This is a genomic window from Paraburkholderia sp. RL17-381-BIF-C (genome assembly GCF_046026435.1).
In the GTDB taxonomy this organism is placed as follows: Bacteria; Pseudomonadota; Gammaproteobacteria; order Burkholderiales; family Burkholderiaceae; genus Paraburkholderia.
Genome location: NZ_JARESX010000043.1, coordinates 1 through 13,294 on the forward strand (window position 1 = coordinate 1; position 13,294 = coordinate 13,294).

14 protein-coding genes are annotated in these 13,294 nt (G+C 59.6%); 6 read left to right on the forward strand and 8 right to left on the reverse strand.

The genetic code is table 11. The features are described 5' to 3' along the window. Positions 1-131: 131 nt before the first annotated feature. The 6 genes from P0D70_RS23825 to P0D70_RS23850 all read right to left on the reverse strand — a co-directional run bounded on the left by P0D70_RS23825 (position 132) and on the right by P0D70_RS23850 (position 4,354). Positions 132-653: an aspartate carbamoyltransferase gene (locus P0D70_RS23825; RefSeq protein WP_408186269.1), complete on the reverse strand. Its 522-nt coding sequence runs from the start codon at positions 651-653 to the stop codon at positions 132-134. Between the two features lie 100 nt (positions 654-753). Then, positions 754-2,055: an MFS transporter gene (locus tag P0D70_RS23830; protein ID WP_408186270.1), complete on the reverse strand. Its 1,302-nt coding sequence runs from the start codon at positions 2,053-2,055 to the stop codon at positions 754-756. 217 nt (positions 2,056-2,272) lie between these two features. Beyond that, positions 2,273-3,091: a sulfite exporter TauE/SafE family protein gene (locus P0D70_RS23835; protein ID WP_408186271.1), complete on the reverse strand. Its 819-nt coding sequence runs from the start codon at positions 3,089-3,091 to the stop codon at positions 2,273-2,275. Positions 3,092-3,153: 62 nt separating this feature from the next. Next, positions 3,154-3,585 (reverse strand): DUF6691 family protein, encoded by a 432-nt coding sequence (locus tag P0D70_RS23840; RefSeq protein WP_408186272.1) that lies wholly within the window; start codon positions 3,583-3,585, stop codon positions 3,154-3,156. 1 nt (position 3,586) lies between these two features. After that, positions 3,587-4,021: a YeeE/YedE family protein gene (locus P0D70_RS23845; RefSeq protein ID WP_408186273.1), complete on the reverse strand. Its 435-nt coding sequence runs from the start codon at positions 4,019-4,021 to the stop codon at positions 3,587-3,589. Between the two features lie 15 nt (positions 4,022-4,036). Further along, positions 4,037-4,354, reverse strand: coding sequence for an ArsR/SmtB family transcription factor (locus P0D70_RS23850; protein WP_026226058.1), 318 nt, complete (start codon positions 4,352-4,354; stop codon positions 4,037-4,039). Positions 4,355-4,440: 86 nt separating this feature from the next. Here P0D70_RS23850 and P0D70_RS23855 point away from each other — a divergent pair, with 86 nt between their 5' ends. From P0D70_RS23855 to P0D70_RS23880, 6 genes are all read left to right on the forward strand, one after another. Next, positions 4,441-5,301: an MBL fold metallo-hydrolase gene (locus P0D70_RS23855; protein ID WP_408186274.1), complete on the forward strand. Its 861-nt coding sequence runs from the start codon at positions 4,441-4,443 to the stop codon at positions 5,299-5,301. A gap of 189 nt (positions 5,302-5,490) precedes the next feature. After that, positions 5,491-6,207, forward strand: a complete 717-nt coding sequence (locus P0D70_RS23860) for a c-type cytochrome (protein ID WP_408186275.1) — start codon at positions 5,491-5,493, stop codon at positions 6,205-6,207. A 68-nt stretch (positions 6,208-6,275) separates the two neighbouring features. Beyond that, positions 6,276-7,127, forward strand: a complete 852-nt coding sequence (locus P0D70_RS23865; RefSeq protein WP_408186306.1) for a c-type cytochrome — start codon at positions 6,276-6,278, stop codon at positions 7,125-7,127. Between the two features lie 295 nt (positions 7,128-7,422). After that, on the forward strand, positions 7,423-7,734 hold the full coding sequence (locus P0D70_RS23870; RefSeq protein WP_035484679.1) for a DUF4148 domain-containing protein: 312 nt from the start codon (positions 7,423-7,425) through the stop codon (positions 7,732-7,734). A gap of 503 nt (positions 7,735-8,237) precedes the next feature. Then, positions 8,238-8,747, forward strand: a complete 510-nt coding sequence (locus tag P0D70_RS23875) for a universal stress protein (RefSeq protein ID WP_408186276.1) — start codon at positions 8,238-8,240, stop codon at positions 8,745-8,747. A 580-nt stretch (positions 8,748-9,327) separates the two neighbouring features. Beyond that, a complete protein-coding gene (locus P0D70_RS23880) occupies positions 9,328-9,543 on the forward strand; it encodes a DUF2061 domain-containing protein (protein ID WP_035484684.1) in 216 nt (71 codons plus the stop codon). Positions 9,544-9,654: 111 nt separating this feature from the next. Here P0D70_RS23880 and P0D70_RS23885 read toward each other — a convergent pair whose 3' ends face one another. Together P0D70_RS23885 and P0D70_RS23890 are read right to left on the reverse strand one after the other, a co-directional pair. Then, positions 9,655-10,524, reverse strand: a complete 870-nt coding sequence (locus P0D70_RS23885) for an ADP-polyphosphate phosphotransferase (RefSeq protein WP_408186277.1) — start codon at positions 10,522-10,524, stop codon at positions 9,655-9,657. A 156-nt stretch (positions 10,525-10,680) separates the two neighbouring features. Further along, positions 10,681-13,053 (reverse strand): HAD-IC family P-type ATPase, encoded by a 2,373-nt coding sequence (locus tag P0D70_RS23890; RefSeq protein WP_408186278.1) that lies wholly within the window; start codon positions 13,051-13,053, stop codon positions 10,681-10,683. Positions 13,054-13,294: the final 241 nt, after the last annotated feature.

Below are 13,294 nucleotides of genomic sequence, written 5' to 3' on the forward strand. Positions count from 1 at the left end.
TCCATCAATGATGTATGCCACCCATGCGTTGAGAGCCTTTGAGGAATTCTCGCTCTGACTATCAACGTGCCCGGATTTCTATCAGTGTCTGCGATGCAAGGCAGCCCCCGAAGAGGACCACGGCGTGGGACTCATGGCTGCGTCATTCCTTGGCGACGGTGCATATGTCCATCCATCGCGTCAGCACCGTGGTCCGAAAGTTGTGCGTCGAACCATGTGTGAAGTGACGACACTAATTTCGGGTCGTCGCTGCGATAGGTAAGTTCGCCGCCACCTTTAATGTCCTTGTAGGTAATCGATATCTGGCCGGGCTTTGCCGCCCTGAGCTGCGCCAATCCGGGCATGTCAGCGCCGTGAGTTCGGGCAGGCCCCGAAAAGTTACCACGCTGAAACTGCGTCTGGATTTCACGCAGATGCTCACGAATCAGCTGGGTCTGGTGGCTATCAGAGGGGCTTTTCGCAACTACCCGCTGGCTCCCCCCATCGTCTGATTTGGTGAAGATGTGAGTTGTGGCCTTAAGGCTGAACGGCATGACCTCCGCACCTCGCTGCGCGACCTCGGCCTGACGTTCAGCATCCGCCGCGAACGATTCAGCCGCCGCGCCCAAGCCTGCCATCAGGATAAGCGTAGTAAATAATGTGCCCGGTTTCATTGTATGAGACTCCTGCGTGGTCGACAGTGATAGATGATTACACCCGATGCCCTTGCGCCGGTTGCGTTGATGGCCTTTGATTGCGCGTCACGCTAGCGAATCAGGGAGCCGGGTTAAAACGTGTATGGGTTTCTTCTCCCCACTGGTAGAGGACGAGACCGGACAAGCCCATCGCAAGAGCGACAAACCAGAAGGCGTACTCCACACTGCCGCCCAGAGCGGCAGCAGCGCCAAGACCGAGCGCACCGACGCCATACCCCAGGTCACGCCAGAAGCGGTATATGCCGATGGCTGAAGCCCGCCAGGCTGGCTGTGCCAGGTCGGCAACGGCGGCGCTCAGGTTGGGGTATAGCATCGCCATTCCGATACCCGCTACCGCCGCCGCGAAACTCCACCATGCCGAACCTTTGCCAAGGGGCAACAGCAGCACACCGACGCCGCAAACCCACATACCCGACACGTTGAGGTGATGACGACCGACCCGGTCCGAAAATCTGCCCGTGAAAAGCTGCGCGCCACCCCATGTGAAGCCGTAGACACCCACTATCCAGCCTATACCAGGCAGGCTCACGCCCCGCTGATGAAGGTAAACCGGCCAGAACACCCACACCAGGGCGTCGACAAACTTTTCGACCAATCCGGCCTGGCAGAGAGCTGCCATACGACGGTCTCGCCAGCTCATCAGGGCAAACACTTCACTGCCCGTCGGTTGTTCGCCGGCTGCAAATTGACGGGACTGGGGGTGCCCTGTTGCCGGATACGCAATCGCTTCCTGACTGCTCTGGAAGCGGGCCCATGGCAGCGTCTCTGCCACTGCCAGCCAGGCGAGCAGAGTCGCAAGGAGAACTACCGCCGTGCCGAACCAGAGCAATCCTGCGCGGGGGCCGAGGACAGATGCTGCGTATCCCGTAACCACACCCGCCACTGCCACCCCTACATAGCCGGAGAATTCATTCAACCCGATAACGAGGCCGCGCTGGTCAGGACGCGTGATATCAAGCTTCGCCGTCTGGGTCATCGACCACGTCAAACCCTGATTTACGCCAAGCAGCATGGTGGCAACCACGACCCAACTCCAGGACTGGGCGAAGTAGATAAGCGGCGCAATCGGGAATGCAACCAGCCAGCCGGCGAGCAAGACTTTCTTGCGGCCGATTCGCTCAGCGAGCCGCCCGGCCACGAAATTCATCGCGCCCTTGACGACGCCAAAGGCAACCACAAACGCCACCAGCAGCATGAACGACCCGCGTGGCACGCCGAACTCGCTCTCGGCCAGTGCGGGCACCACGTTGCGCGTCATCCCAACGGTCATCCCTACGAGCAGCACCTGCAAAAGCTGCAGCACGACCTGCCAGTAATTGACGCGGATGCCGAATGCGACAGGACGATTGCGTTCAGACATGCGGAACCGCCTGAGCCCTGCGATGCAGGCTGGTCGGGACACAGCATGCTACGCCCTCGCGATTCGGGGTGTTGCCGGAATTCACGCCGACCTCCATCATTGATGATGCAGTGACCTCTTGCAAAAAGAGCCCGACGAGCCGTTCTGCTACCGACCGTTGCGACGGGCATCGTGGTGTAGCGACCCCTGGCCGTTGGTGCCAAAGGTCGACCGGGACCTACGCCGCAAGCACGACTTTCGCAACCATGCCCACCGCGATGACTCCCGCGAACACGGCGAAGCCTTGCTGCAACCGGGGTCCGCTCAGATGCCGGGCGATGAGTCGACCACCAAGCATCCCAAATAGCGCCCCCGCCGCGAACGGGACACCGACCCGCCAGTTCATTCGCCCCTCAAGCGCAGTCGACACGACGCCTGATAGCGATATGAGCGTAATGATGGTCAGCGAAGTCGCCACGATGGCATGCATCGGAGCATTCGTCGCGCGCCTTAGCGCAGGCACAATGACAAAGCCCCCACCCACACCCAGCAGACCCGAGAGAAATCCTGCTCCGATGCCGGACAGTGCCAGCGCCCGGGCGCACGGGCCGGTCCAGAGGAATCGGCCGGAGTCGACGTCGAGCTGGCATGGGGGCACGTGCTGGGAGCCAGCTGAGGCTTTTGCGTCTGACCCGCGTGCCTGCATGAACATGCGAAACGCCACAAAGGCGAGCACACCCGCAAACAGAAGAGCCAGGGGCCCGTTCGGCAACCGGTGTGCGAGCGACAGTCCGACCGGCGAACCAAGGATACCGGTTAAGGCAATAAAACCCGCAGCCCGATAACGGACGATACCTGCACGCAACCCGATTATTGCCCCCATTCCCGCTGACAGGCCGACCGCAAGTAAGGCTAGCGGCGCAGCCTCGGCCACATCCAGGTGAAGTACGAAGAGCAGCAAGGGCACTGCCACGATGGCGCCGCCAGCCCCCGTCAGCGCCAGAATCAGGCCGACAACACCTCCCAGCAACATACTGACTGCAGTCATGCTGTCCATTCCTCTGCCCTATACGAACCGCTGGATTTGCGCGGACGGCTCACCGATCAATGCCCAACTGGTCAGGCCTGCTGCCGGCTCAATTTGGCGCGTTCGAGGAACTCGAACACGGCCATGGCGCCAAGCATCGCGGCCACAAAACCCCATGCCTTCGGAAAACCAGCGCCCATCGCGACCAGCGCGGGCCCCGGGCAAAATCCCGCAAGACCCCAGCCGACGCCGAACACCGCGCTTCCCAGTACAAGTCTCATAGTCACGTTGGTGCTGGCCGGAATCTGCATGGGCAGGCCCAGCAGGGATTTTTTGCGGCGTTTTGCGAACAGGAACGCGATTGAGCCAACGGCTATCGCCCCGACCATGACAAATGCCAGTGACGGGTCCCATCGTCCCGCCAGGTCGAGAAATCCCAGCACCTTTGCTGGATTGGCCATGCCGGAGACCATCAGGCCGACGCCAAACAGAAGCCCGGAAATTAAAGCAGCGAGCAAACCCATTTCAACCTCCCAGCAGATGTCTGGATACGAACACGGTCAGAAAGCCGCTTGCCATAAACGTTGCCGTTGCGACAAGTGACCGGATGGACCCACGCGAGATGCCGCAGACACCATGACCGCTCGTGCAACCGCTTGCGTAACGGGTGCCAATGCCAACCAGAAAGCCCGCAACAAGTATTTCGCCCCACCCCGCCTGGATATCAGGCGCTACCGGATTCCCGAGCAGGCTTGCCAACACAGGCGCCCCAATCAACCCTACGAGAAAAGCGACACGCCACCCCGCATCTTTCTTAGGCGTGCCCAGCAGGCCACCGAGGATGCCGCTGATGCCAGCGATACGTCCGTTGAATAAAACAAGCACAGCAGCTGCGGCGCCAATCACCAGACCGCCAGTCAATGACAGGCCGGGTGTGAAACTCGCGATATCAATCGACATGACCTCTCCTCACCTTCATTGAGCGCAAAACTGGTCGTACAGCACGTTCATGACGGCAATCGCTTCCTTGCTCGCGATGGAATAAAAGATGCTCTTTCCCTCGCGCCGTGTCGCCACGAGTTCGTTATCGCGAAGCACGCCGAGCTGTTGGGAAAGCGTCGGCTGACGTATGCCCAACTGTTCCTCGAGGTCGCTCACACATAACTCGCCCTGCGACAACTGGCACATCAGAAGCAACCTGTCGGGATTGGCCAGCACCTTCAGTAGCGCACAGGCTTTCTCTGCCGATGCCTGCATCACCGACAGGTCGATTGGGACGGACTTCTTCCTCATCTCACCATCCTTTAATTTACACACAAACATTATATTGCATTGTAGATTATTTGTGAATAGAATGAGTAACATCTGAGGAGGTCAGGATGCAGCCCATCGTTCAGCCGTTCTTCGACCCGGTCACCGGCACGGTGACTTACGTGGTGTCTCAGTCCGGGCATCAGGAATGTGCAGTCATTGACCCGGTCCTTGACTACGACCCCAAGGCAGGACGCACGTCAACGGCGAATGCCGACAAGGTCATCGAGTTCATTCGCCAGCGCGGCCTGCGGGTGCAGTGGATTCTTGAAACGCACGCGCATGCGGACCACCTGTCAGCAGCGCATTATTTGCGCGGCGAGCTTGGCGGCAGGATTGCGATTGGAGAGCACATTCGCACCGTTCAGGGCGTCTTCAAGAAGCTGTTCAATCTGGAGCCTGAATTCCGCCTTGACGGCTCCCAGTTCGACCACCTGTTTGGCGAAGACGAGACATTCTCGATTGGGAGCCTGACGGCGAGAGCGTTGTATGTTCCCGGCCATACACCTGCCGACACGGCCTACCAGATTGGCGATGCGGTCTTCGTGGGCGACACGCTTTTCATGCCGGATGTTGGCACCGCGCGTTGCGACTTCCCCGGCGGCAATGCGCACACGCTGTTCGGGTCGATTCGAAAGCTGCTGGACCTGCCGGACAACACCCGGCTCTTCATGTGCCACGACTATCCACCCGAGGGCCGGAACCCCGAATGGGAAACCACGGTGCTCGCTCAGCGTACGCATAACATCCATGTGCACGACGGCGTAACGGAAGAACAGTTCGTCAGTATGCGCGAAGCTCGCGACGCAACACTTGCGATGCCCGTTCTTATTCTTCCGTCTGTGCAGGTGAACATACGGGCCGGGGAATTTCCACCCGCCGAGGAAAACGGCATCCGCTATTTGAAGATTCCGTTAAACGCGCTGTGACATGAAGACTATCCAGTTCCGGCTCGCTAACGGCCCGAGCGCTCTGTTCGAGTTGTTCAGGTCCCTGCAGGGCGAGGCGTCGCCGTCCTGAAGCGGACTCAACAGTACTGGGTTTGGCGGACTGCGCCGGACAATGCAGCAAATACAAACTCGCCGAAGCGGGTTACATAAAACAATGATGGAGGAGATATGAAATCCATTGGCCCGGATCAACGCAAGCGATTGCGCTGGCGCGCTGCCCCTACATTCATCACATGCGCGCTAACGGTATCCTGTATCGTGCAGGCGCAGGAGTCGCCGCTCGGCGCCACAATCGCGACCAAGGGTACCGCCAAAGGTATCCCGGCGTGTATAAGCTGTCATGGCGCGCAAGGCGAAGGAAATGCTGCTGCGGGATTTCCAAGGCTTGCCGGAGCAGGCGCCCCCTATCTCGAGGCTCAACTGGACGCGTTCGCGAACGGACAGCGGAAAAGCACGGTTATGCAACCGTTCGCGAAAATCATGTCATCCGAGGGCCGCATGGCTGTCGCTGAATACTTTAGTCGCATGCCCCCACCGCCAGATGCTCGCCCGGAAAACAGTAGTTCCGCAGTACCTTCGGATACGGGAGCGTGGCTGGCCACGCGTGGGCGGTGGGAACAAGGCCTGCCTGCCTGTACGCAGTGCCATGGGCCCGGTGGCTCAGGCGTAGGAGCAGCATTCCCGCCACTGGCGGGTCAGCCAGCATCGTACATTTCTGCCCAGTTGCATGCATGGCAGAAGGGCCTGCGTCCACCAGGTCCACTGGCGCTCATGCCGGTCATTGCGAGCAAACTCTCGGAAGCGGACATCAGAGCTGTGTCGAATTACTACGCCGCTGAACCCATTGCCGGGAACGTGAAGAGCGTCGGGGAGGCAAGGCGATGAGCGTCCGTGAACATAAGCCTCTCCTCAGGGATATTTGCATACTCGCGTCCGGCATCGTTGGGGCGCTCATGATTTGCCTGGCGTCGGCCGCTGAACCAGGCGCAAACCTGGCTGCCGCACCTGACGCGCCGAAAGCCTTCTCCCCGCCGAACGAAGCGTCCATGCCAACTGACGATTTCGGCAAAGCAGTCAGGATGGGCGAGCAAATCTTCAATCACACCAGGGAAAATGCAGGCAAATACGTTGGCAATTCGCTTAACTGCGCGAGTTGCCATCTTGACGCCGGGCGACGACCGAACTCAAGTCCGCTCTGGGCCGCCTATGTGTCTTATCCTGCCTACAGAAGCAAGAATGGCCACGTCAACACGCTCGCCGAACGCCTGCAAGGCTGCTTCCGATACAGCATGAACGGCAAAGCGCCGCCGCTCGGCGACCCCGTACTGGTGTCGCTGGAGGCCTACGCTTACTGGCTCGCGAAGGGTGCGCCAGTCGGCGAGCCGATTCCCGGAAGGGGCTACCCAAAGCTCCCTCCTCCGACGTTGAAAGCTGACTACACCAGAGGCAGCCAGGTTTATGCACAACATTGCGCCCTATGTCACGGCACCGATGGTCAAGGCCAGTCGTCGAACGGGAAGACAGTCTTCCCACCGCTTTGGGGACCCCAATCGTTCAATTGGGGTGCAGGGATGCATGAGTTACAAAACGCAGCAGGGTTTATCAAGGCAAACATGCCCCTCGGTCTCGGCGGTACATTGAGTAACCAGGAAGCATGGGACGTCGCGCTTTTCATGGATAGCCATGAGCGACCACAGGACCCACGCTTCACCGGCTCGGTCGAAGGTACGCGCGCCAGATATCACAACTCCCCCAACTCGTTGTACGGACAAGTGGTGAATGGGCATGTCCTCGGAAGCCCATAACTTACTGTGGGGTAGCCACGCGTGCGACGGGCGGACGCGTCCTACTCCCAAAACATCCCGGCCAGGGTCACCGTCGGGTAAGTGGGACGGCAGTTTTTTAGTCCGACGCGTAGTTGGCAGACTGGAACCGCCGCTGCGCCGGTAAAAGCACGATATTGCGCGACTTGGTGACAGTGGCGCAGTCAAAGGCTTCCTTCAATCGCATCATCTTGGCTTAAGCATTCCTACCTTACCCTGTCTTCACCAGTTGCGAGCAGGCTTGTTCGCGACGGGAAAAACTGTGGAGGTACGAATCATGAAATCACTTCAAGCCGTCGTCATAGTCGCCGTGCTGGCGACACCGCTTGCTTCTTTTGCTCAGCAGTCGAATGCACCGGTCACCCGAGCAGAGGTGCGCGCCGAACTCGTGCAGTTGGAGAGAGCGGGATACACTCCAGCGAAACGTGACAACGCCACCTATCCAGCCGACATCCAGGCCGCCGAAGCCCGCGTCGCGGCACAGAACTCCGCGACCGAAGGCGTGGGCGGAGTTACGAGCGGTGCCGCACAGTCGGGTCAGCGCATTTCGGCCACTACGAGCTCCAACGCGCTGTTCCGGCACCACTGATGATGCGCAACGGTTCGTCCTGTGATGCTCAAAGGAGCTTAACAGGACGAGTCCGCCAAGACGGATAATGTTCCAACCTATGAGGCAAATTTACCCGACCGACCGCTCGATTCGCCTGCTTCCTCCGTGGTTTGGTGCGCGCTAATCGCCCGGCCCCCGCGTGCTGTCAACTTTCAGTAGCCAACACACTTCAACCGGCGCAGTGACAATACTTGGACAGGTTGCCCGAGGTCATTTCATTGACGCTCGGAGCAGCATGCTTGACCGATGCTGCGGGTCCGCAGCCGTGTCTCAATTCCATACGCTTCCGGAAACATTGCCGTGAACCGATCCACCTGCGGAGCGTCGTACATCGCGTACAGATAGAGCTGGGTCGTCCCACTGAGGCTTGATCTTGAGCAACTTCTGAGCGCCCGAGCATTCTATTCTGATTACATGAATTTGCTGGCAAGCAAATCCGGATGCGCTACACGTCAAGTAGGCGATAGGCGAATACGATACCAGTGCTGCTGTCCGTCGGTAACAGTGACTCAGGGAACGAAATGTTCACACGCGTTATGGTGGGTATTGACGGCAGTCTGACGGCAGTTGCGGCACTGACCGAGGCGATCCAGCTCGCCACTGCTGAGAAGGCCGCCATTAGAGCTGTCAGCGTCGTCGAGCGCGTACCTGACATCGTCGGCCCGGGCCTTGGCTTCGTCGACTCGTCAGCGCTCGCACAATCGCTTCGCGACATTGCCCAGGCGGCGCTCGAGCGGGCGCACAATCTTTTCATATTGACCGGCCTCGTTGGCGAAACGGCACTGGTCAATGCAGGCGAAAGCGATGTCGCCTCAGTGCTGCTTCGTGAGTCGCAAACGTGGGGCGCCGAACTCATGGTTCTGGGCACGCATGCTCGCCACGGAATTGAGCGCGTCCTGCTCGGCAGTACCGCCGAATCGTTCCTGCGCATGTCGACTATTCCTGTATTGCTGATTCCGCATCACACGCACAACGAAGATCGCGTGCCATGAACCGGTCAGATAACAAGCGAGCGAGCCGTGTCCGATATGCGGATCCCCCACCTGTTTGGGGATCCGCAGCACTGGCTTCGATAGCGCACCTTAAGGGTCGGCGTCCCTTATCTTTCCAGCGTGGCCTAAGCTCGGGCATTGCGCCAGACGCAGGTCCGCCAGCGCGGCGCGACGGCGATGCCTGTCGATCTGGACCGGACCACGCACGCCTTCGACGACGCCCGAGATAGCCACATCAAGGCAGTGACAACGAATGATCCCCATGATTCGCGGCAGCCCCAGTTGATGCGCAAACATCTCGCGACGCAGTCCCGTTCCGAGAAGGTAATCTCGGGGCCCTCCCATCAACCTCCAGGTGAAGACAGGCCGCGCTTCGCTACACTGAAGGGCACCGCAATGACCCTTAGCGTTTCGTACGAAACAGTCCCTGCGGGAGCAAGCTTGCGATATCGAGCGCGCCGCACGAAACGCTCGAAGCAATCCATCCGTGGTTTACCGCCCAGCGTTTGGACCGCGCGGCCCACGGTCACAATGCAGGACGGAAGCTGAGTCGGGACATTTGTACCCAGGAGGAACCAGCATGACACGAACCGTCAGCAGTCGTCGATCCGTGGTCAAAGCGATCACGTACCGTGTGCTGATTATGTGTCTGGACTTCGTGACGATTTATCTGTTCACAGGCACAACTCACGTGGCGATTGCTTTCATGATTGTCAGTAATGTCTATACTTCGATCGGCTATCTAGCGCACGAGCGGATATGGGCCCGTGTCGGGTGGGGTATCGGCGAGACATAGGCCTGCCTGTTCACATAGATTCGACCACGTTTTGAGTCCGCAGAACCCATTCAGGTAGTTTCACCGTCGCACGCGTTGGCGCAAGCGATATGAGGGCGCGCAACATTGCCGTCACTTCGCAAGCCGCGCGCGGATCGCCTGCAATTCCTGCCGTCGCTTTGCCGTCGTTTCTGGATAACTCATTTCCAGTCCCTCAAGCGTCTCCAGCACAATTGTGGAAACGATCAGCCGCGCGTTCTCCTTGTCATCGGCAGGAACGACGTACCAGGGTGCGTTCTGGGTGCTAGTCGCACCAAGGCACTCCTCATACGCCATCATGTACTGTTTCCAGAATTTCCGTTCCTCAATGTCCGCAAGGCTGAATTTCCAGTTCTTTTCCGGATTGTCGATACGTTCGAGGAATCGCTTTCGCTGCTCCTCCTTCGAGAGGTGGAGGTAGAACTTTACGATGCGGGTCCCGTTGACGTGCAGGTGCTTTTCCAGATCAGCGATCGAGCGATAACGGTCGTGCCAGACTGTCTTCTCATCGCGCCGTGCATCGAACAACCCTTCACCGCGGAGGATCTCCGGGTGGACACGGACGATCAGCACCTCCTCGTAGTAGGACCGGTTGAAGATGCCGATCCGCCCGCGTTCAGGTAGATCACGCGTGGTACGCCAGAGAAAATCGTGTTCCAGCTCGGCGGCGCTGGGATGTTTGAAGCTGAATACCTGGCAGCCTTGGGGGTTGACCCCAGACATCACGTGCCGGATAGCACCATCTTTTCCCGCCGCGTCCATCGCCTGGAAGATCAGCAGGATCGCAAAGCGGTTGGATGCGTAGAGGAGCTGTTGCAGCGCACTAAGCCGCGCGACGTGCTCCCCGAGCAGCATTTGATAGTGCTCCTTTGACGTGTAGAAGGGCTTTATCTTCGTCGGCCACTTCCGGAAATTGACCTCATCCCCTTCCAGCACCCGAAATTCGCTTGAACTGATTTGCATTCATATCCTCCCGTCTGCGCGGATCACGCAGGTCGCGTCCCTCGTTTTGAGTACGCAAGACCGAACTCGCCTGGCTGCAACATCTCATCCACTGATTTCTTGTGATCCGCGCTAATACATGCGAAATTGAGCCGTCAGGGTGGCTGGAATAACGTCCTATGCAACCCTGAGACGAGCGAACACGGGGATCTTCACCAGCCCCATGACCAAAGCGAAGAGGACCGCCGCGGCAAGTACGCCAGCCACCATGGAGACCGGCAGAGGCGTCATTGCGACCCCGCCTATCGCCAATGTCGACGCGATGACGAGATCGGCAACGGACGATACGACGAGCCAAAGGCTTGGCCGCACACCCCATATGTGCTGGCGCTCACGAATCGCGTAGAGCATCGCCTGGCTACCGAAGACCAGGGCAACAAATGCAACGGTTCGCAGTGCATCAGTTGCGAGGGCCATCGCAAATTTCCCGATGGCCAGCACTCCCATGCAGAAGGCTAACAGGCAAATTCCCATTGCCACACCTACGATCGTCAGGTTGCCGATGCGCCAGGCATTTGGCCACGGCGAAGGCTGCACATGGTCCGTCGTCAACGACATGGCGAGAAAGTCGCCCGTGATCATCACAATGACCATCAAAAGCGGGTTCAGGATCGCATGCCCGGTCATGATCAAGCCGAGCACAAGGAAAAGCACCGCCACGACCTTCTTGATAATCGAGTTCAACGTGTAGGTCAGGATGCGCTGGAACGTCACACGACCTTCCTTTACCGCTGCAACGATGCCCGCGAGCCCAGGCTCGGTCAGTACCATCCCGGCAGCCGATTTGGCAACGTCAGTTGCTGTCGACACCGCGATTCCGATTTGCGCCTGGCGTAGCGCCGGCGCGTCGTTGGCCCCATCGCCGCACATGCCTACGGTGTGACCGCTCGCCTGGAACTCCTTGACGAGTTTGAACTTGTCCTCTGGCAACACGCCTGCGTAAACCGCAAACGCGTCCGGTTGTAAATTTTCGGGAATTGGACCCGGTGGACACGTGGCACCATCGAGTCCCACCGCGTGCGCCACGATGGCTGCGGTCGCCGGCGCGTCGCCCGTCACCATCACCACCCGCACGCCCAACCCACCCAATTCCGTAATGAGCGCTGCTGAGTCTGAACGCGGCGGATCGCTGAGCGCGATCAGTCCTACCAGCTTCATTGCCGCTTGCGGTCCCGCCGCGACGGCGAGAACCCGATAACCCTGCTGCTCGAGTTCGTTCGCCACCGCGTTGGCTGTCGGCGAAGATGCTGCAAGACCGGCGACCGTCGAAAAGGCACCCTTTATAACCCGTTGCGTACCCCCGGCTGAATCTATTGCTGTCGCCTCGGACATCTTCTTCGTCGGATCAAAGGGTGTGAACTTGACCAGGCTCGGCGCGTCGCAAACAGTTTCCTTCGAGGCCGCGACCCGAATGGCCGCGTCGACAGGATCCTGCCCGCCGTCCGCGCTAGCCAGCGCCGCCAGCGCCAGGACGTGTTGCTGATCGAAGTCGGGCATTGGCCGAACGGTGCTGACCGTGATCGCATTGAGCGTCAGGGTGCCTGTCTTGTCAGCGCACAGCACACCCATGGTCGCGGCTTCATCCACCGCAGAGAGGCGCGTCGGCAACACGCCGCGCTTTGCTAGCGCCCGGGCGCCAAACGCGGCCGCAAGAGTGAAGGTTGCCGGCAGCGCAACCGGAATCGATGCCAGCACCGCCGTAAGTACGAGGGGGACGATCTCGACAAACGGCACTTTGAGGAAGTAGGCGCAGACCACCAGCATCGCAATAACGAAACCATTGAATACCCCGAGATTGCGCACCACCTGGAGCACCGCCTTCTGCTGGGAGCTTACAACGTGGGCGGTACGGACGAGTTCGGCGGTACGGCCGAACTTGGTGCGCACGCCGGTCGCGGTGACCTCCGCTACCGCCTCGCCGCGCCGTACAAGCGCGCCAGCAAAAGTTTGCGCGCCTGCGCCCGCTTCAATAGGTACTGATTCGCCAGTGAGCATTGACTGGTCGAGCAAGATGCCTCCAGCGAGGAGGCGCATGTCAGCGGCGACCACGGCACCGAGCGACAGCTTGACCACATCGCCTGGCACCAGGTCAGCGGCGGGTACAGTCAGCCAGGTACCGTCGCGCCGGACCGACGCGGTCAGCGCCAACCGTGATTTCAATGCAGCGAGTGTCGCCTGGGCGCGGCTTTCCTGGAATAAACCGAGCGCCGCGTTAAACACAAGCAGAGCGGCAATGATTCCAGCCTCAACGAATTTCCCCAGTGCGCACTGGAGCACGATAGCAGCTTCAAGCATCCACGGAACTGGTGCCCAGAATTTGTCCAGTGCCATGCGTAAAGGGTGCCCCGAAGTATCGGGGATCGAGTTAGGACCCGACGTTGCCAGCCGGCGACGAGCTTCATCGCCAGTGAGGCCATTGGCCAAACTCGCTGTCACGGTGTCGGACTCACCAGTTGGGGACAAGATCGTTGCGGAAGGCGGAACAGGCATGTTTTGGTGTACTCGTTGTCGCAGTGGGCCGTAATCCAGTTCAGCAACGCATCAGTGCTGGCTCACATTGCTACCATGATCGGAGCTTTCATGGAAGATTTCGAGGGATTGCCGATGGGCAACTCAATACCCTCTTGCGTTGCCAGGCATGCCGCACGCAGTGACGCGTGCACGTCGACCGGTTGAACCCGGCCCACCCGCGCGGCTCCTCGAGGCATCCACAACTGCCTTGCGGGGCTCG

Excerpts from the sequence above, each read along its gene's own strand:
- P0D70_RS23825 (WP_408186269.1), bottom strand. The coding sequence starts at position 653 with ATGAAACCGGGCACATTATTTACTACGCTTATCCTGATGGCAGGCTTG.
- P0D70_RS23845 (WP_408186273.1), bottom strand. The coding sequence starts at position 4,021 with ATGTCGATTGATATCGCGAGTTTCACACCCGGCCTGTCATTGACTGGC.
- P0D70_RS23865 (WP_408186306.1), top strand. The coding sequence starts at position 6,276 with ATGATTTGCCTGGCGTCGGCCGCTGAACCAGGCGCAAACCTGGCTGCC.
- P0D70_RS23870 (WP_035484679.1), top strand. The coding sequence starts at position 7,423 with ATGAAATCACTTCAAGCCGTCGTCATAGTCGCCGTGCTGGCGACACCG.
- P0D70_RS23840 (WP_408186272.1), bottom strand. The coding sequence starts at position 3,585 with ATGGGTTTGCTCGCTGCTTTAATTTCCGGGCTTCTGTTTGGCGTCGGC.
- P0D70_RS23830 (WP_408186270.1), bottom strand. The coding sequence starts at position 2,055 with ATGTCTGAACGCAATCGTCCTGTCGCATTCGGCATCCGCGTCAATTAC.
- P0D70_RS23850 (WP_026226058.1), bottom strand. The coding sequence starts at position 4,354 with ATGAGGAAGAAGTCCGTCCCAATCGACCTGTCGGTGATGCAGGCATCG.
- P0D70_RS23860 (WP_408186275.1), top strand. The coding sequence starts at position 5,491 with ATGAAATCCATTGGCCCGGATCAACGCAAGCGATTGCGCTGGCGCGCT.
- P0D70_RS23855 (WP_408186274.1), top strand. The coding sequence starts at position 4,441 with ATGCAGCCCATCGTTCAGCCGTTCTTCGACCCGGTCACCGGCACGGTG.
- P0D70_RS23880 (WP_035484684.1), top strand. The coding sequence starts at position 9,328 with ATGACACGAACCGTCAGCAGTCGTCGATCCGTGGTCAAAGCGATCACG.
- P0D70_RS23890 (WP_408186278.1), bottom strand. The coding sequence starts at position 13,053 with ATGCCTGTTCCGCCTTCCGCAACGATCTTGTCCCCAACTGGTGAGTCC.
- P0D70_RS23885 (WP_408186277.1), bottom strand. The coding sequence starts at position 10,524 with ATGCAAATCAGTTCAAGCGAATTTCGGGTGCTGGAAGGGGATGAGGTC.
- P0D70_RS23835 (WP_408186271.1), bottom strand. The coding sequence starts at position 3,091 with ATGGACAGCATGACTGCAGTCAGTATGTTGCTGGGAGGTGTTGTCGGC.